This window comes from Pseudonocardia sp. CA-107938, from assembly GCF_050936315.1.
Taxonomy (GTDB): domain Bacteria; phylum Actinomycetota; class Actinomycetes; order Mycobacteriales; family Pseudonocardiaceae; genus Pseudonocardia.
The window spans coordinates 4,696,303-4,715,024 of sequence record NZ_JBNJNA010000001.1; the positions used below are offsets into that span (position 1 = coordinate 4,696,303).

The window sequence follows — 18,722 nt, forward strand, 5'->3', positions numbered from 1 at the left end:
CGCACGCCTCGGGCCGCTTCGGCACCCCGGCCACCCGAGCGACAGAGAGGACGTCATGAGCTTCGACTACATCATCGTGGGCGGCGGGACCGCGGGTTCCGTGCTCGCCCACCGCCTCACCGAGACCCCCGGGATCCAGGTCCTGCTCCTCGAAGCGGGCAGCCGCGACCTGAACCCCATGATCCATGTCCCCGGTGGTGTCGGGATGCTGTTCGGGCCGAGCGTGAACTGGCGGTTCAAGACGGTCCCCCAGCCCGAGCTGGACAACCGGGAGATCTGGTACCCGCAGGGGAAGACCCTCGGCGGGTCCAGCTCCATCAACGCCATGATCTACATCCGGGGTCAGCGCGAGGACTACGACCACTGGGCCGAGCTCGGCAACAAGGGCTGGGCCTACGACGACGTCCTGCCCTACTTCACCAGGTCCGAGGACAACAGCCGCCTCGTTGACCGATACCACGGCCAGGGCGGCCCCCAAGCCGTGTCCGATCAGACCAATCCCCACGAGCTGAGCACCTCCTTCGTCAGGGCCGCCCAGTCCTGGGGCCTGCCCTACAACCCCGACTTCAACGGCGAGACCATGGCCGGCGCAGGCCTCTACCAGGTCACCGCACGGGCCGGGTTCCGCCGCTCCCAGGCGACGTCGTTCCTGCGTCCGGCGCGCAGGCGTCCCGGTCTCACCGTGCGCACCGGCGCCCGGGTGCTCCGCATCGTGGTCGACCGCGGGCGCGCGATCGGGGTCGTTGTCGCCGACCGCCGCGGCCGTACCCAGGTCATCCGCGCACAGCGCGAGGTCCTGCTGGCCAGCGGCGCCATCAACACCCCCCGGCTGCTGATGCTCTCCGGCATCGGCGCACCCGACGAGCTCGCGGCCGTCGGCCTCGACCCCGTCCATGCTCTGCCCGCGGTCGGCAAGAACCTGATGGACCACCTCAACACCAACGTCCACGCCCTGACCCGCGAACCCATCAGCTACGACGGGCTCGACGAGTTCCCGCGCCTGCTCGGGCCCGGCCTGCGCTGGCTGCTCTGGCGGACCGGACCCGCCGCCTCGGTCATCGTCGAGGGCGGCGGCTTCTTCACCAGCCCCGGTCAGACCCGCCCGGACATGCAGATCCACATCGCGCCGGCGACCGTCGTGCGCGGAGGCCAGACGCGCCTGCCCGGCAACGGCTTCACCATCAACTCGACCTATCTGCGCCCGGAGAGCCGCGGCACCGTGAGCCTGCGTTCCGCGGATCCCGCGGTGCCGCCGGCGATCGATCCCCGCTACCTGTCCGCCGGTCGGGACCGGGAGATGGCGCTGCACCTGATCCGCACCATCCGAGAGGTACTGGCCCAGCCGGACATGGCCCGCCACATCGAGCAGGAGCGTCTCCCCGGGGCCCACGCCAAGTCCGACGAGGACATCATGGCCTACGTTCGCCAGTACGCCTCCTGCGACTACCACCCGGTCGGAACCTGCCGGATGGGCGATGGCCCCGACTCCGTCGTCGACGCCAACCTGCGGGTTCACGGTCTCGACGGGTTGCGTGTGATCGACGCATCGATCATGCCCAAGCTGGTCAGCGGCAACACGATGGCGCCCACGATGATGATCGCCGAGAAGGGTGCTGACTTGGTCAAGAGCAGCATGTAGCCCTCCGCCGAGTTGACGCAGGCACCGCTCCCGGCAACCCGTCCCGGAGAACCTGACCATCTTCGCCATGCCGTTCCTGCCCGTACCCGGCGTGATGTTCGGCGTGGTCTCCGCCGCCACGGCGCTCCGTCGCGATCGGCGTCGCAGTACTCGGACCGCTCACCGCGGGACGAGCACTCGAGTCCCTGAACGACACCCGGCGCGGACCTGGGCGATCGTGCGGGGCCGGAACCGGTTCGGGCAGAGCCTTCAGGGTCGTGGCGCTGCGGCCGGGCGGCGACGCCGTCCGGTCTCAAGGTTCGGCACGCGCACGAACCCGGTGGCTTGCCGCACGGCGATCCCCGTAACGGCCATCGGGGCCGGAACGTGCACGGCGAGCAGGCTCCCGCCTCCGGCGCCCGTGGCGAGCACCGTGATGGTGGGAACTCGCGCAACGGGACCCGGATCAAGACGGTGCTGATCGAGATCGGACCGGTCGAGATCGAGGTCCCGCGTGATCGCGACGCCAGCTTTCGACCCGGTCATCGTGCGCGGCGTCAACGCCGGCCGGACGGGATCGACGAGATCGTGCTGTCGCTGACCGCGCGCGGATTGACCACCGGTGAGGTCGTCGCGCACTTCGACGAGGTCTACGGCGCCAAGGTCAGCAAGGACACGATCTCCCGGATCACCGACAAGGTCGTGGAGAAGATGACCGAGTGGCAGAACCGGCCCCTCGATGTCGTCTATCCGGTGATCTTCAGCGACGCGATCCATGTGAAGGTCCGCGATGGCCAGGTCACCAACCGGTCCTTCTACGTTGTCATCGGCGTCACCGTCGACGGGCGCCGTGACGTGCTCGGCATCTGGGCCGGTGTCGGAGGCGAGGGCGCGAAGTTCTGGCCCGCCGTGCTGACCGAGATCAAGAACCGCGGCACCGCCGACGTGTGCATCGCAGTCTGCGACGGCCTGACCGGGCGCGGTGACGCGATCACCACCGTGTGGCCCCAGACGGTGGTGCAGACCTGCATCCTGCACCTGATCCGCAACACCTTCCGCTACGCCTCTCGGCGGGACGGGAAAGCGATGGCCAAGGACCTGCGACCGGTCTACACCGCCCCGACCGAGCCGGCCGCGAAGGCCCGCTACGACGAGTTCGCCGAGCGCTGGTGCGGCCAGTACCCGGCGATCGGGACGCTCTGGACGCGGGCGTGGGCGGAGTTCGTGCCGTTCCTGGACTACGACGCGGAGATCTGCCGGGTCATCTGCTCCACGAACGCGATCGAGTCGCTCAACGCCCGTTACCGGCGGGCGGTCCGCGCCCGCGGGCACTTCGCGACCGAGCAGGCCGCCCGGAAGTGCCTCTACCTGGTCACGCGATCGCTGGACCCGACCGGGAAGGGCCGCGCACGGTGGTCGATGCGGTGGAAGCCAGCACTCAACGCGTTCGCGATCACCTTCGAAGGCCGTCCTGTCGCGAGCAACACCTGACATCCATCAACACCGGTTACACCGTTGATCGGACAGTCCCCGGCTTCGCCGCCTGCACCGGCCGCAGGACGAGCGCGAGCTCCTCCATTGGTGCATCCACGACGGACGGCCCTGGTGTGCGCCGGCGATGCGGAGAGCGATCTCGGTTGTGTGCCAGACTGCCTCGTTCTTGGTCAACGCCGCGCCCTCCCGTCGCGGCGCGGGCGTAGCGCTTGACGGTGTTGAGCGCCCACCCCAGCCGGCTTGGCCGCGCGGTTGCCCGGCGCACGCCGCTGCCCGTCGAGGCGTTACTGGATCGGCTGGATCCCGCGATCGATGATGCCGGCCGGGGCCGCGTTGACGATGCGTAGCGCGACCTCGGTGTGGTGCCAGGCGACGTCGTTCTCGGTGGGCTTGGCGTCCTCGCGGAACCAGACCGCAACCCCCATGCCGAGGTCCAGGATCGCGTATGTGGCGAGCCGGGGTGAGCGCACCCGGAAGGTCCCGGCGGTGACGCCGTCGGTGACGAGGTCCTCGAAGGCGCGTGCGTACGCGGCGCGCTGGCCCATGATCGTCGAGCGATGGGGCTCGACGAGGCTGCGGAGCTCGCGGTTGCCCACAAAGGCCTCGCGCCGGTGCCTGGCGTGGTAGCGGACGTGGGCGTCGACGGCGCGGCGGAGCCGTTCGGTGTGGTCGGCGGTGCCGGCGATCGCGGCGCGGTGCGCGGCGATCAGGTCGTCCATGGTCGCGCCGATGATCGTTGCGAGGAGGTCCTGCTTGGACGCGACGTGCTTGTAGAGGCTCGGCCCCCGGATGCCGATGGCGGCACCGATGTCGCCCATGGTGGTCGCTTCGTAGCCGCGCTGGACGAACAGGTCGAGGGCGGCGGAGCGGATGTGCGCGTGGCGCGTGCTCGTGGGGTTCACGACTCTCTCCGGCCGAGTGCTGGTGACGACAGGCTAACCGCTCGTAGCCTGCGGTGTGACGTCTTTGGCAATCGGCTTGTGCGAGCCGACGCCTCGCGATCGGATGTGGCTAACCGCCATTAGCCAACGGAGGTAGGCGTGCCCATCGATCTCTCGCCCGACCCAGCCGTCGCGGAGCTCGCCGAGCGGACGGCGGCCTTCGTGCGGGAGCGCGTCATCCCGGTGGAGGTCGCGCACGACGGCGTGGTGCCGTCCGAGGCGGTGCGGGAGGAGTTGCAGCAGGGCGCCCGCGCAGCGGGGGTGTTCGCGCCGCACGTGGCACCGGAGTTCGGCGGGCTCGGCCTGGACATGGTGGGCCGCGCGACGGTCTTCGAGGAGGCCGGGTACTCGTTGCTCGGTCCGCTCGCGCTGAACATTGCTGCCCCGGACGAGGGCAACGTGCACATGCTCGAGGCGATCGCGACCGAGGAGCAGAAGGTGCGTTACCTCGCGCCGCTGGCCGCGGGGGAGGTGCGGTCGTGCTTCGCGATGACCGAGCCGGCGCCGGGCGCGGGTTCGGATCCCGACGCGCTGGCGACGGTAGCGGCGCGGGTGCCGGGCGGATGGCGCATCGACGGCCGGAAGTGGTTCATCACCGGAGCCGACGGCGCGGCGTTCGCGATCGTGATGGCGCGAACCACCGGGACCCCGGGCGACCGCGGCGGCGCGACGATGTTCCTCGTCGACGCGGACAACCCGGGCATGGTCGTGGGGCGCCACATCCCGACGCTGGACCAGTCGCTGTACGCCGGGCACCTCGAGGTGGTGTTCGACGGGTGCGTCGTCGGCGACGACGCGGTGCTCGGTGAGGTCGACCAGGGCTACCGGTACGCGCAGGTGCGGCTCGGGCCCGCGCGGATGACCCACTGCATGCGCTGGCTCGGCATCGCGCGCCGGTCGCAGGACATCGCCGTGGCGCGGACTGTGGACCGGCAGGTGTTCGGCTCGCGGCTGGCCGACCTGGGGATGGCCCAGCAGATGATCGCCGACAACGAGATCGACATCCGGGCGTCGCGCGGGTTGATCATGCAGGCCTGCTGGGAGCTGGACCAGGGAGGGCACGCCGGTCAGGCGGTGTCGGTGGCCAAGACGTTCACCGCCGAGGCGGTGTGGCGGGTCGTGGACCGGTCGCTGCAGCTGTGCGGGTCGTTGGGCGTGTCCGGGGACCTGCTGCTGGGTCGGTACCTGCGCGAGGTGCGCCCCTTCCGCATCTACGACGGCCCGTCGGAGACCCACCGCTGGTCCATCGCGCGGCGCGTAGTGGGCCGCCACACCGCGGCCACCGAGCCAGCCCGGGTGCCGGCCCCGTGACCGCGACCGAGGTCGAGGGCCTGGACCTCGCCGCGCTGAGCGGGTACTTCGCCGCACACGTGCCGGGGTTCGCCGGGCAGCTCACCGCCGAGCTCGTGTCGGGCGGCCGGTCGAACCTGACCTACAAGCTGACCGACGGCCGCTCCACGTGGATCCTCCGCCGACCGCCACTGGGCACCCTCACCCCCTCGGCGCACGACATGGGGCGGGAGTACCGAGTGGTCGCGGCACTGCACGGCCACGGCGTGCCCGTCGCGGCGCCCGTGGCGCTCGTGGACAGCGACGTGATCGGGGTCCCGTGCGCCGTCGTCGCGTTCGTGCCGGGGTCCGTGCTGCGCAGCGAGGACGACCTCGCATCGCTGAGCGACGAGGACGTGCGACGCTGCGGGCTGGCGCTGGTCGACACCCTCGCGGCGCTGCACGCGGTGCCGTCGGCCGAGGTCGGCCTGGCCGACCTCGGCCGCCCCGACGGGTACCTCGGCAGGCAGGTCCGACGCTGGTACGGCCAGTGGGAACGGGTGCGGACCCGGGACCTGCCCGACATCGAGGCGCTGCACGAGCGGCTCGTCGTCGCCTGCCCGAGCGAGAGCGGCGCGTCGATCGTGCACGGCGACTTCCGGGTCGACAACGCGATCGTCGACCCCGACGATCCGGCCCGGATCCGTGCGGTCGTCGACTGGGAGATGGCGACTCTGGGCGACCCGCTGGCGGACCTCGCGTTGCACCTCGCCTACGCCCATCCCGCGTTCGCGGCGGTGCTGGGCGGGTCCGCCGCCTCGGCGAGCCCCCGGATGCCGACGCGCGATGCGCTCGTCGAGCGCTACGTCGCGGCCTCGGGCCGGGATCTGGCCGATCTCGGGTTCCACCTCGCGCTCGCCTACTTCAAGATCGCTGTCATCGCCGAGGGGATCCACCAGCGGCACCTGCGGGGCGACACCCGCGGGGACGGCTTCGCCCGGGTCGGCGACACACCGGCGCCGCTCGCGGCGGCGGGTCTCGACGCGCTGCGGGGGCGGTCGTGAATCCCGTGCTCGACAGGTTCCGGCTCGACGACCGGGTCGTCGTCGTGACGGGTGCGAGCTCCGGGCTCGGCGCGGGCTTCGCCGTGGCGCTGGCGCACGCCGGCGCGGACGTCGTGCTCGGCGCCCGCCGTGCCGATCGGTTGCAGCGCACTGCGGAAGCGGTGCGAGGCACGGGGCGGCGGGCGCTGTGCGTCCCCACCGACGTGTCCGAACCGCAGGACTGCACGGCGCTGGTGGAGGCCGCGATCGCCGAGTACGGCCGCCTCGACGTGCTCGTCAACAACGCCGGGATCGGCACCGCCGTACCGGCGCTGCGCGAGACGCCCCGGCAGTTCCGCGAGGTGCTCGAGGTCAACCTCGAAGGCGCGTACTGGATGGCCCAGGCCTGCGCCCGGGTGATGCTGCCGGGATCGAGCATCGTCAACGTCGCGAGCACGCTGGGGTTGATCGCGTCCTACGCCCCGCAAGCGGCGTACGCGGCGTCGAAGGCGGGCCTGATCGGACTGACGCGCGACCTGTCCCAGCAGTGGGCCGGGCGCCGGGGGATCCGCGTGAACGCCATCGCTCCCGGCTACGTGGCCAGCGAGATGACCGCGGACGTCCCAGGGGCCGCGCTGGAAGCGTTCATCGCCGCTCGCAGCCCGCTCGCCCGGTTCGGTGACCAGGCGGAGCTGGACTCCGCGGTCGTCTTCCTCGCGTCGCCGGCGTCCGGCTACGTCACCGGGAGCACGCTCGCCGTCGACGGAGGGATGTCAGGCCACTGACCTGCGCCCGCCCATGGGCAATGGCGGAGCAGCAGCATCGCACGATCTGCGACCCGTGTCGTGCCTGAGCGCAACCAGGGTCCGTGCCACGCCGGGTCGCCCTGCTTGGCTCGGATGCCATGCGAGGAGGCGACGTGATCGATGTGAGTCCGTTCGATGTGGAGCCGCGTGCGCTGCGCGAGACCTTCGCCTGCTTCCCGTCGGGCACCCGTGCCCACCCTGTTGTCCTGCTTGTGGTGCTGAGTGCGGCGCTGTTCACGACCGGCCTGGACATGTTGATCATCGAAGTCGCTCTCTTCGGCCGGCGAGACCTTCGGTCAGTATTCGCTGGCGAATCTGAGCTGGTCGAACGCATGCGTCATCGAGTTCGGGGCGCTTCTGCGGTCGGTCGGTCGGGTTCCGTCGGACCGGACTCGCCCGTCGTCCAGGGGTCTGAGGGGCGGAGTCCTCCCGATGGAAGTTGGCGGCCGTCTCGACCGCCGCGGCTCGACCGCGAGTCGCAGATCCTGCGCGCGGATCAGCGCTTCTCGCTATGTCCCGACGGTGGTACCACGGTTCGCAGCTCCTCCCTTGTCGTGCCACGGATGGCCGCGGCCACCGGCTACGGCCCGCCCGAGTCGATGTCGTCCTCGGTGGAGGAGCCCGTGCCCGGCCTCCTCGCCTGGGACGCCGCGGCCGTCGGCGTGTTCGGCAGCGACTACCCCGGCTACGACGCGAACATCGTCCGGCCATGGTCACTGGCTGCCGCAGTGGCGTGACATGGCGGGACACGCCGCCGAGCGGGTCGCCGCGACCGCGGCCCCGACGGAGCGCAACGTCTGACCAATGCCGTCCGCCGGCCGGCACGGGATACTTGACGTCGCCCGGCCAGCAGGCGGGCGCCTCGCGGTCTACCCGGCCCGCTAGCATCCCGCAGGTGAGGGAGCTCGGCACGGTCGATCGCCGAGCTGAGTGATGAGTGACGAGAGCCGGGCGATGTCGTCGAGCAGTCGTGACGCGCCCACCGACGTCGGTTCCCGGTTGCGGAACGCGCGGACGCGCGCGCAGATGACACGCCGGCAGCTCGCGCTGGAATCCGGTACGTCGGAGCGGTACCTCGCCCAGCTCGAAGCCGGGTCTGCCAACCCGACACTCAATGTGCTCACCGCGCTCGCGTCGTCGCTGCGTGTGCCCGTTGCGGATCTGATCCCGCTCGGTGGCGAGCGCGACGAGTGGCTGGAGCAACTGGTCTCGGCGGTTCGGCGGCTCCCAGAGGATCGCTTGTCACAGTTGGCCGTCTGGCTCGATCCCGCTCAGGGGCGGAGGGAGGGTCGGATCGCCCTGCTCGGCCTGCCCGGCGCGGGCAAGTCGACGCTCGGGCGGGAGCTAGCCGGCCGGCTCAGCGCCCCCTTCGTCGACCTGGCCGAGCGGATCGATCCGGTCCGGGTCGCGTTCGGCGGCCCGGAGACGGCGGGCCGGCTCGCGGTCGACGCTTGGGAAGCAGTGGTGGCGGGGAGCTCCCGCGCCGTGATCGAGCTTCCACACGCCCTGCTGCACGCCTCGGGCTTCTGCGGACGGGTGCTGGACTCGGCGCACACCGTGTGGCTCGACGCCGCCCCGGAGGACCATCTCGCGCGGGTCGCCGAGACGGGCAGCGTGCCGGCCGAGGCGCGCGGTGTGCTCGACGAGATCTACGCGGCGCTGTCCGCGCTGGAACCCGTGGCGGTGCGGGCGAGTCGCCGGCTCAACACCTCTGCGGTAGGCGTCGACGCCGCGCTCGCCAGTCTGGAGGACTGGGCTCGCTCGCTGATCGAGGCCGATCCTCGCCCGTGACACCCGCCCTGAGCTGGCAGTTCAGGCCCCGCGCGCAGCAACATGCAAAATAGTGCTTGTCCTTGATGCACTATATAGCTAGCCTCGCGCTTGGCGGATCACACGCGATCTCGTCGTCCCTCACTGCCCGGGCCGCACGCTTTCAACGACGAGAGGACGCCACATGGCCGGCGCTGTCGGATTTCGCTCGAAGATCGTCAATCCGAAACTGCTCGTGCTCGCGATCATCCTCGGGTTCTTCGACGGGGCTGATCTCTCCTCGATGGGCGTCACGCTCTCGCGCCTGTCCAAGAACCTCGAACTGTCCCCCGGGCAGGCCGGCCTCTGCGCGAGCGCCAGCCTGGTCGGCGTGGTCATCGGTGCGACCGTCGGCGGCCGCTGGGCGGACCGCAAGGGGCGCAGGCCCGTCCTGCTCACCTCCGCCCTCGCGCTCGGTATCTTCGCCGTCCTGACGGCGGTCGCCTGGGACTTCCCGTCGCTGCTGGTCGTCCGGCTGTTGGCCGGCCTCGGCATGGGTGGTCTGTTCCCCGTGCTCATCGCCGCTGCCCGCGCGTCGGCGGTGCCGGACTTCCGGTCGACCGCGATCAGCATCGTGATGGCGAGCGGCCCGGTCGGCGCGCTGGCGACGGCGCTGGTCGGGCTCGCGCCGGACTACCACTGGGTCTTCCTGTTCGGCGGCATCGGGCCGCTGGTGGCGATCCCGGCCATCCTCATGGTCGTGCGGCCCGGCAGCGAGGATGCGGCGCCGGCGCCGGGTGCGTCCGGAGTCCCGATGCGGACCGTGTTCTTCGGCGAAGGGCGGCTGGTCGGCACGGTCCTGATCTGGGTCATCGCCTTCTGCACCATCCTGGTCAGCTACGTCCTGATCAACTGGCTGCCGTCGATGCTGCAGCTGCAGGGCTTCTCGCGCCGCGAGGCGGGGATCGCCGCCGTCGTCTACTCCGTCGGCGGCATCTTCGGGAACCTGGTGGCCGGCCGGGCGATGGACCGCGGCATGCCCCGCACCGGATTCGTGGTCTCCTACGTCGGGATCATGGCCTGCCTGCTCGGGCTGTCCATGATCACCCAGGCGTTCTGGATGTTCGTGGTCGCGTTCGGTGCCAACCTGTTCGTGCTCGGTGCGCAGCTCGTCGCGATGTCGCTGACCGCCTCGTTCTACCCGGACGAGGGCCGGACGACCGGGCTGGGCGCCATGGTGGCCGCCGGCCGCGTCGGGTCGGTGGTCGGACCCCTGTTGACGGGCCTGCTGCTCTCGGCGGGCCTGCAGGCGGAGAGCGTCATGCTGCTGATGCTGCCGGGGCTCGCCCTGTCCCTGGTGATCGGCCTCGCGCTCACCCGGGCAGTCCGCCGCAGGCACGTCGCCGGGGCCGGAACGGTCGCGGCGCCGCAGGCGGCCACCCACTGATCCCGTTCCCGGTCTGGAGGATCGACCATGCATCCCAGCGTGCACGCACGCACCGACCCCGACCGGATCGCCTACCGCATCGTGCCCTCCGGCGAGGTGGTCACCTACGGTGAGCTCGACGCCCGATCGAACCAGGCGGCGCACCTGTTCCGGTCGCTCGGTCTGCGGCGCGGGGACGTCGTGGCGATCCTCCTGGAGAACCACGCCCGCTACTACGAGCTGGCCTGGGCGGCGGACCGGTCCGGGCTCTACTACACGTGCCTGTCGACCCAGCTGTCCGCCACCGACGTCGGTCGCATCCTGGCCGACTGCGGCGCGTCGATCCTGCTCACCTCGCGGCGGATGCAGCCGCTGGCCGAGCAGGTGCGGGCATCGGCTCCGGCGGTGCGGTGCTACCTCGTCGACGGGTCGGCCGACGGGTTCGAGGACTACCTCGCCGCCCGCGACGGGTTCCCGACCGTGCCAGTGGCGGACGAAAGCTGCGGATCGTCCATGTTGTACTCCTCGGGGACGACCGGGCGACCCAAGGGCGTCGAGGTCTCCCTGCCGGAGGGTCCGCTGGACCAGGTCGACCAACTGACCAGGATCGCCGTCGACCACTTCGGCTACGAACCCGGCATGGTCTACCTGGTCCCCGCACCGCTGTACCATTCGGCGCCGCTGCGCTGGTCGATGCTGGTGCACAAGGTCGGCGGCACGGTCGTGGTGATGCCGAAGTTCGACGCGCTCGGTGCGCTTGAGTGCATCGAGCGATACGGGATCACGGTGTCGCAGTGGGTGCCGACGCACTTCGTGCGGATGCTGAAGCTGCCGGAGGCCGACCGGAAGCGGTTCGACCTGTCCACGCAGAAGGTGGTCTTCCACGCCGCGGCGCCGTGTCCGGTCGAGGTCAAGCGCCGGATGATGGCGTGGTGGGGGCCGATCCTGCGGGAGTTCTACGCCGGTACCGAGTTCAACGGCATGACGGCGATCACCGCGGAGGAGTGGCTGGCGCACCCCGGGTCGGTGGGCCGCCCGGTGTTCGGCGAGCTCCACATCTGCGACGACAAGGGTGAACCGCTGCCTGCGGGCGAGGAGGGCCTCGTCTACTTCGGCGGGGGAGTGCGGTTCCGCTACCGCAACGACCCGCAGACCACGGCCGCGGCCTACAACGCCGCGGGGTGGAGCACGCTCGGCGACATCGGCCGCGTGGATGCCGACGGCTACCTCTACCTGACCGACCGCAAGGGCTTCCTGGTCATCTCCGGTGGGGTCAACATCTACCCGCGCGAGATCGAGGACGTCGTCGTCGGGCATCCGGACGTCGCCGATGTCGCGGTCATCGGCGCGCCGGACGAGGACCTGGGCGAACGCCTGGTCGCAGTGGTCGAGCTGCTGCCCGGCCGGGAGCGCACACCGACGCTCGTCGACGAGATCCAGGCGATGGTCGAACGCGACCTCGGCCGACTCAAGGTGCCCCGCCAGGTCGACGTCGTCGATCGCCTGCCGCGCCACGCCACCGGAAAGCTCTACAAGCGCCTGCTCCGGGACTCCTACCGGGAGTCCCACGAGGCGGGTGCCCACACGTGAGGACGGAACCGATGCCAGGGACCACCGGCTCGTCGATGTCGGAGGAGGAACGGGACCTGCTGCGCGGCAGCGTGCGCAGCCTGCTGGAGGCCGAGTGGCCGGCTGAGGCGTACCCGGACAACGTCGCCAAACCCGAGCGGATGCAGGCGGTCTGGCGCGCCCTGTGCGAGATGGGCCTGGGCGAGCTCGGCGGAGAGGCCGGCGGCCTGGCCGAGGCCGCCGTCGTGCTCGAGGAGCTGGGCCGGGCCTCGTCGCTGGCCCCCGTGCCGGCCGCCGTCCTGGTCAACCGGGCGCTGGGTGGCGCGACCGATCCGGCCGCCGTCGAGTTGCTCGGCCGCATCCACGACGGGTCCGCCGCGCCGGTGGTGTCCTTCGGCGACGGGGACGGCGAAGTCCGGTTCGACCGGGCGACCCTCCGCGGCCGGGTCGACTTCGCCGAGTGGGCCGAGTGCGCCACCCACCTGCTGGCCTTCGACGCGGGGGAGCAACAGGTGGCCGTCGTCGAGCTCGAAGGGCCGGGCGTCCGGATCGAGCCGACGCGGGCACTCGGCGCCCCTGGTCTGTCGACCGTGCACCTCGACGGGGCCGCGTTCCACGTCGTCCCCGTCACCGCCGACGACATCGCGGACCTGGTGCGGCTCAGCCGGATCGGCTACGCGGCCCGCAGCCTCGGCGCCACCCGCCGCGGCTTCGACCTGGCCGTCGGGCACGCGACGCAGCGGCGGCAGTTCGGCCGGCTGATCGGGGGGTTCCAGGCCATCCAGCACAAGCTGGCCGACAGCCTGATCGCGCTCGACGGATGCCGGCTCGTCGTCGAGCACGCGGCCCGGCAGTACGACGCCGCGGACCCCGGGTGGCGTTTCGCGGCCGCGTCCGCCTTCGCGACGGCGGCCTCCACGCTGCGCCAGGTCGCGCTGCAGACTCACCACACCCTCGGTGCCATCGGGTACGCCGAGGAGCACGAGGCCCCCCGGCACTTCAAGCGCGTGCACGTCGACCTGCTCCGCCACGGCGGCGTCCGGGCCGCGCAGGCCGAGCTCGCCGACCACTTCCTCGACGGCCCCGGTGTGTTTCCGACGATCGACCTCGGCGCGGCCGGCAACGCGTTCCGCGAGGAGGTGGACGCTTGGCTGACGCGGACGTGGACCGCGGAGCGGCAGGCCGAGTTCCACACCCGCCCGTACAAGCAGCGCGAGTACGACCCGCGCTTCGCGGCCGAGCTCGGGGAGACCGGGTGGATCGGCATGTCGTGGCCGGAGGAGTTCGGCGGTCAGGGGCGCCGTGCCCTGGAGCAGGTCGCCTACCTGGAGATGATGGAGAAGCACGAGGCGCCGCGGGCCGGTGCGCCGGTGCAGGCCCCGATGCTCATGGTGCACGGCACCGAGGAGCAGCAGCAGCGCTACCTGCCCGGCATCCTCCGCGGCTCGATGCTGTTCGGAATGTGCCTCTCCGAACCGGACGCCGGCTCGGACCTGGCGTCCCTGCGGACCGCTGCGGTGCGCGACGGCGACGGGTGGGTCATCAACGGCCAGAAGATCTGGACCACCTCGTACCTCGGCACGCACCTGCTCGTGGCCGCGCGGACCAGGACCGACATGGAACCGCGCAGCGCGGGCATCAGCCTGTTCTTCGTGCCGACGGACGCCCCCGGCATCACGATCCGGCCCTCCACCACGATGTACGACGGCTCCTTCGCCAACATCTTCTTCGATGACGTCCGGGTTCCGGCGAACGACCTGGTCGGGCCCGAGGACGGGGGCTGGGACGTGCTGATGAGCGCCCTGGCCACGGAGCGGGGCTTCTACGGCGGCGTGATGGTCCTCCAGCTGATGCACCTGTTCGAGGTCTTCTGCGCCCACCTACGGGAACAGGGCCGGACGGACCCGGCGGCCCGCGCGGTCGTCGGCAACTTCGCGGCGCAGCTCGAGGTCGGCCGCCGCCTGATGATCCGCTGTGCCGAGATGGCTGAGGGCGGGGTCACCCCGCTCACCGAGGCCGCCATCAGCAAGGTGTTCTCCGGCGAGCTCATGGAACGCTTCGGAGAGGCCGCGCTCGACCTGCTCGGCCTCCCGGGCACCCTCTCCGAGGACGTGCCGGACGCCCCGCTGCGCGGCCGCCTGGAGCAGCGACTGCGCTACGCCCTGATGTGGGTGATCAGCCTGGGCACCAACGAGATCCAGCGCACGCTGATCGCCCGGCGCGGCCTCGGGCTGCGTTCCTGACCCACCACACGAAGGGCCTGCACGACCATGGCATGGGACTTCTCGACCGAACCCGACTTCCAGGACACGCTGGACTGGGTGCGCCGCTTCGTCCGCGAGGAGATCATCCCGCTCGAGACCCTCGACCTCGACGTCGAGACCTTCGAGCGGGTGACCGCGCCGATGAAGGATCAGGTGAAGGAGCGCGGGCTCTGGGCCGCGCACCTTCCCCCCGAACTCGGCGGGGGCGGGTTCGGTCAGGTCAAGCTCGCGCTGATCCACGAGATCCTCGGGGAGTGCCGCTACGCCCCTGGCATCTTCGGCAACCAGGCACCCGACTCCGGGAACGCCGAGCTGCTGGCCATCGGGGGCACCCCGGAGCAGAAGGAGACCTGGATGCACCCGCTCCTGCGCGGGGAGCTCCGGAGTGCCTTCTCCATGACGGAGCCGGGGGCGGGGGCCGACCCGACGATGCTGAGCACGCGCGCCGTCGAGGACGGCGACTCCTACGTCATCAACGGGCACAAGTGGTTCACCTCGAATGCCTCGGTCGCCGACTTCCTGATCGTGATGGCAGTGACCGACCCGACCGTCAGCGCGTACCGGGGCACGTCGATGTTCGTGGTGCCCGCGGACACGCCGGGTGTGCAGGTGCTGCGCGACATCCCGGTGATGGACCATCCCTTCATCGGGGGCGAGCTGGACCCCGGGCACGCCGAGGTGCTCTACCGCGACGTACGGGTGCCGAAGGCGAATCTGGTGGGCCTGCCGGGGCAGGGGTTCGCCCTGGCGCAGCACCGCCTCGGGCCCGGACGCCTGCACCATGCGATGCGGTGGCTGGGCCAGTCCCGGCGTGCCTTCGACATGCTGTGCGAGCGCGCGGTGAGCCGGCACTCGCACGGCTCGCGCCTCGCGGACAAGCAGATGGTCCAGGACTGGGTCGCCCGGTCGGCGGCCGAGATGCAGGCCGCCCGACTGCTGACCCTCCACGCGGCCTGGACGATCGACCGCGTCGGGGCCTCGGCGGCGCGCAACGAGATCGCGATGATCAAGTACTGGGGTGCGGCGGTGCTGCACGACGTCATCGACCGGGCAGTCCAGGTCCACGGCAGCCTGGGCTTCTCCGCGGACCTACCGCTCGAGCAGATGTACCGTGCCGCCCGCGCGGCCCGCATCTACGACGGGCCCGACGAGGTGCACAAGGAGAGCGTGGCGCGCAGGTTGCTGCGGGGCTACGAGCCGGTCGAGGTGCCGACCGAGCACGTGCCGACCCGGCGCGAGGCAGCACGTCGCAAGTTCGCGGCGCACCTCGAACTCGCGACGGCCAACCTGTGACCGGGCGAGGAGGCCGATCGTGACCGGCGGTGCGACCTGGTTGGTGCCGGCCCTGGAGAAGGTGGTGTTCGAGCGGCCTGCGGCCGAGGTCGTGGCCGAGGAGACAGCCGGCCGTGACCACACCCGGGTACTGGTGCTGACCAGCCGGTCCGTGAGGTCGACCGCGCTGGTGACGGGCATCGTCGCGGCACTCGGTGAGCGTTGCGCCGGTGTCTACTCGGACGTACCCGTGCAGGCGTCCGCCGCCCAGGTGCTCGCGGCAGCCGAGCATGCCCGCGCCGTCCGTGCCGACCTGATCGTCGCCGTCGGTGGCGGCTCGGTCATCGACGCGGCCAAGGTCGTGGTGATCTGCCTGGGAGCGGACCTCACCGAGCCCGCTGGTCTGGATCCCTACCGGGGCCTCGGATCGGTGTCGGACGCGAGCCGACGACCGGCCGACGAAGCGTCCTGGGTGCGCTTCATCGCGGTGCCGACCACCCTGTCAGCGGCCGAGTTCACCTGGTGGGGCGGGGTCATGGACCCCGAGCGTGGGACCAAGGGGCCCGTCGCCCACCCACTGGCGATCCCGCGCATGATCGTGCTCGACCCGGAGGCGACCCGGACCGCGCCGCTGCACCTGGTCACCTCCACCGGTGTGAAGGCCGTGGACCATGCCGTCGAGCGACTGTGTGCACCCGTTCTGAACCCGCTGACCGAGGCGCACTCCGTGCACTCATTGCGCCTGCTCGCCCGGGCCCTGCCGGCCGTCGCCTCGGACGAGGATGACCTCGCGGCGCGCGCCGAGTGCCAGGCCGGGATGGCGATCGGGATGATCGGGCCGGCGGCCGGATCCCGGGTCGGGGCCAGCCACGCCATCGGCCACGCGTTGGGCGCGCACAGCGGCGTGCCGCACGGCATCACCTCGTGCGTGATGCTGCCCGCGGTGCTGCGCTGGAACCGTGACGCGTGCCCCCAGCGGCAACAGCTCGTGAGCTCCGCGATGGGGCGGCCGGGAGTCGACGCGGCGAAGGTCGTCGAGGATCTCGTCGTGTCCGTCGGGCTCCCGGTGCGCCTCCAGGACATCGGGATCGAGCGCTCCGAGCTGGCGACCATCGCCCGGAAGACGATGGGGGACATGGCCATCGGCGGCAATCCGCGTCCCGTCAGGACGGTGGCGGACGTGCTGGAGATCCTCGAGTCGGCCTGGTGACGACGACGTCACCCACCCCCGACTCCCCGCGGGAAGGACTGTTCATGAGCGACTACTCCCACTACCAGCGCTTTCGCATCGAGGTCGACGACAAGCTCGCGATCGTCACACTCGACCGGCCCGAGGCGCGCAACGCGATCGACCACCAGACGCACGTGGAGCTGGTGCGGCTGTTCGTCGACCTGGCTGAGGACACCGACGTCAACGCCATCCTGCTGACCGCGGCCGGCAGGACCTTCAGCGTCGGCGGGGACGTCAAGGGCATGAAGGACCGGCCCGCCGGGGACGTCGTCGCCGAGGGCGCGGTCCTGGACCCGGCGCCGGCACGGCGCATCGTCAACAACCTCCTGGACTGCGACAAGCCCATCGTCTGCGCCATCAACGGCCACGCGATCGGGCTCGGCGCCACGATCGCGCTGCTCTCGGACATCACTGTCGCGGCCGAGGACGCCAAGATCGCGGATCCGCACGTCAAGGTCGGGCTCGTCGCCGGCGACGGCGGCGCGGCCATCTGGCCGCTGCTCGTCGGCCCCGCGCGGGCGAAGGAGTACCTCATGCGAGGCACGGCCCTGACCGGACGGGAGGCCCAGGAGGTCGGCCTGGTCAACTACACCTACCCGGCCGCCGAGGTCTACGGCCGCGCCCACGAGATCGCCCGTGAGCTCGCGGACGGGGCGACCTGGGCCATCCGCTGGACGAAGCTCTCGGTCAACAAGTGGCTGAAGGAGCAAGTCAACCTGATCCTGGACGCGTCGATGGCACTGGAGATCGCGACCTTCCACACCGAGGACCACAAGGAAGCCGTCGCGGCCTTCATCGAGAAGCGCAAGCCCTCCTTCACCGGACGATGAGAGGCGAGCCATGACCGAGACGAGAACGGGCCCTCGACCGCTCGCGGGGCTGCGGGTCCTCGACTTCACGATGATCATGTCGGGACCGTTCTGCACGCGGATGCTGGCAGATCTCGGGGCCGAGGTGATCAAGGTCGAGCCCCCGGCCGGCGACCAGATCCGCGGGCGCCCGCCGGCTCGAGGGGACGGGCACAGCACCTACTTCGGCCAGCTGAACTGCGGCAAGCGCAGCATCGTGCTCGACCTGCGCACCGTGGAGGGCGCTGACGTCGCGCGCCGGCTCGCCGCCAGCAGTGACGTGGTGGTCGAGAACTACCGGCCGGGCGTCATGAGCCGGCTCGGCCTGGGCTACGAGACGCTGTCGGTGGACAATCCGCGACTGGTGTTCTGCTCGATCTCCGGGTTCGGGCAGACCGGGCCGGATGCAGGGCGCGCGGCGTACGCGCCGATCATCCACGCCGCGAGCGGCTACGACATGGCGAACCTGCAGTACCAGGACGACGCGGACACGCCTGGCCGGACCGGGATCTTCATAGCCGACGTCCTGGGCGCCGTGTACGCCTTCGGGGCGATCCAGACCGCACTGCTGCATCGCGAACGGAGCGGGGTCGGCCAGTTCGTCGACGTCGCGCTCATGGACGGGATGCTGTCCATGCTGGTGTTCGAGGCGCAGGAAGCGCAGTTCCCGACCGAACGCCGCCGGCCGGTCTACGCGCCGGTCCGCACCACGGACGGCTTCGTCGTGGTCGCCCCGGTCAGCGAACGCCTCTTCGAGAAGCTCTGCGACGTCGTGGGCTCGCCGCAGTGGCGCACCGATCCGCGTTTCGCGACGATCGAGCAGCGCGAGCAGCACTGGGACACCCTCACCGGCCTGGTCGAGGAGTGGACCTCTCGGCGCTCGGCCGCCGAGTGCGAGAAGATCCTCACCGACGCGGGCCTGCCCTGTTCCCGGTACCGGACGGTGGGCGAGGCGATCGCCGATCCGCAGGTGCTGCACCGCGGGGCGCTCGCCACCGTGACGGACCCGGCAGGCGAGTTCGCGGTTCCGCAGCAGCCGTTCCGGTTCTCGGCGGTGTCGGTCGGTGCCGGCTCCGGCGTGCCCGCGCTGGGCGCCGCCGGTCCCGACATCCTGCGCGAGGTGCTGGATCTGGACGACGGGGCGATCGAGGCGCTGCGGGTGAGCGGCGCGCTGGGCCGCTGAGGGGCGTGG

At 71.2% G+C, this 18,722-nt stretch carries 14 protein-coding genes and 1 pseudogene; 14 read left to right on the forward strand and 1 reads right to left on the reverse strand.

Annotated elements, in window-relative coordinates; all coding sequences use genetic code 11:
• The first annotated feature begins 55 nt into the window (after positions 1–55).
• Both ACQEVB_RS23325 and ACQEVB_RS23330 read left to right on the forward strand, forming a co-directional pair.
• Positions 56–1,639 (forward strand): GMC family oxidoreductase, encoded by a 1,584-nt coding sequence (locus ACQEVB_RS23325; protein WP_432974828.1) that lies wholly within the window; start codon positions 56–58, stop codon positions 1,637–1,639.
• A 423-nt stretch (positions 1,640–2,062) separates the two neighbouring features.
• Positions 2,063–3,109, forward strand: a pseudogene (locus ACQEVB_RS23330) (IS256 family transposase); the annotation flags it as partial.
• A gap of 287 nt (positions 3,110–3,396) precedes the next feature.
• Here the strand turns inward: ACQEVB_RS23330 and ACQEVB_RS23335 are convergent.
• Positions 3,397–4,014 carry a TetR/AcrR family transcriptional regulator gene (locus tag ACQEVB_RS23335; protein WP_432974830.1) on the reverse strand — a complete coding sequence of 206 codons (618 nt, stop codon included), beginning with the start codon at positions 4,012–4,014 and terminating at the stop codon, positions 3,397–3,399.
• A 138-nt stretch (positions 4,015–4,152) separates the two neighbouring features.
• Here ACQEVB_RS23335 and ACQEVB_RS23340 point away from each other — a divergent pair, with 138 nt between their 5' ends.
• The 12 genes from ACQEVB_RS23340 to ACQEVB_RS23395 all read left to right on the forward strand — a co-directional run bounded on the left by ACQEVB_RS23340 (position 4,153) and on the right by ACQEVB_RS23395 (position 18,713).
• Entirely contained in the window at positions 4,153–5,364 is a 1,212-nt protein-coding gene (locus ACQEVB_RS23340; RefSeq protein ID WP_432974832.1) for an acyl-CoA dehydrogenase family protein, read from the forward strand.
• Positions 5,361–6,386: a phosphotransferase family protein gene (locus ACQEVB_RS23345; RefSeq protein WP_432974834.1), complete on the forward strand. Its 1,026-nt coding sequence runs from the start codon at positions 5,361–5,363 to the stop codon at positions 6,384–6,386. The genes ACQEVB_RS23340 and ACQEVB_RS23345 overlap by 4 nt, the downstream gene beginning before the upstream one ends.
• Positions 6,383–7,150, forward strand: coding sequence for an SDR family NAD(P)-dependent oxidoreductase (locus ACQEVB_RS23350; RefSeq protein WP_432974836.1), 768 nt, complete (start codon positions 6,383–6,385; stop codon positions 7,148–7,150). The genes ACQEVB_RS23345 and ACQEVB_RS23350 overlap by 4 nt, the downstream gene beginning before the upstream one ends.
• Before the next feature lie 584 nt (positions 7,151–7,734).
• Positions 7,735–7,908, forward strand: a complete 174-nt coding sequence (locus ACQEVB_RS23355; protein ID WP_432974838.1) for a hypothetical protein — start codon at positions 7,735–7,737, stop codon at positions 7,906–7,908.
• A gap of 262 nt (positions 7,909–8,170) precedes the next feature.
• Positions 8,171–8,962, forward strand: coding sequence for a helix-turn-helix domain-containing protein (locus ACQEVB_RS23360; RefSeq protein WP_432974840.1), 792 nt, complete (start codon positions 8,171–8,173; stop codon positions 8,960–8,962).
• 163 nt (positions 8,963–9,125) lie between these two features.
• The gene (locus tag ACQEVB_RS23365; protein WP_432974842.1) at positions 9,126–10,367 is read left to right on the forward strand and encodes an MFS transporter; all 1,242 of its coding nucleotides are present in this window, start codon (positions 9,126–9,128) and stop codon (positions 10,365–10,367) included.
• A gap of 27 nt (positions 10,368–10,394) precedes the next feature.
• Positions 10,395–11,936, forward strand: a complete 1,542-nt coding sequence (locus ACQEVB_RS23370; RefSeq protein WP_432974844.1) for an acyl-CoA synthetase — start codon at positions 10,395–10,397, stop codon at positions 11,934–11,936.
• An 11-nt stretch (positions 11,937–11,947) separates the two neighbouring features.
• Positions 11,948–14,158 carry an acyl-CoA dehydrogenase family protein gene (locus ACQEVB_RS23375; protein WP_432974846.1) on the forward strand — a complete coding sequence of 737 codons (2,211 nt, stop codon included), beginning with the start codon at positions 11,948–11,950 and terminating at the stop codon, positions 14,156–14,158.
• 27 nt (positions 14,159–14,185) lie between these two features.
• On the forward strand, positions 14,186–15,472 hold the full coding sequence (locus ACQEVB_RS23380; RefSeq protein ID WP_432974848.1) for an acyl-CoA dehydrogenase family protein: 1,287 nt from the start codon (positions 14,186–14,188) through the stop codon (positions 15,470–15,472).
• A 19-nt stretch (positions 15,473–15,491) separates the two neighbouring features.
• Complete coding sequence (locus ACQEVB_RS23385) at positions 15,492–16,661, forward strand: iron-containing alcohol dehydrogenase (protein WP_432974850.1); 1,170 nt, start codon at positions 15,492–15,494, stop codon at positions 16,659–16,661.
• A 44-nt stretch (positions 16,662–16,705) separates the two neighbouring features.
• Positions 16,706–17,512, forward strand: coding sequence for an enoyl-CoA hydratase/isomerase family protein (locus ACQEVB_RS23390; RefSeq protein WP_432974852.1), 807 nt, complete (start codon positions 16,706–16,708; stop codon positions 17,510–17,512).
• Positions 17,513–17,522: 10 nt separating this feature from the next.
• Positions 17,523–18,713, forward strand: coding sequence for a CaiB/BaiF CoA transferase family protein (locus ACQEVB_RS23395; protein ID WP_432974854.1), 1,191 nt, complete (start codon positions 17,523–17,525; stop codon positions 18,711–18,713).
• The last annotated feature ends 9 nt before the right edge of the window (positions 18,714–18,722 follow it).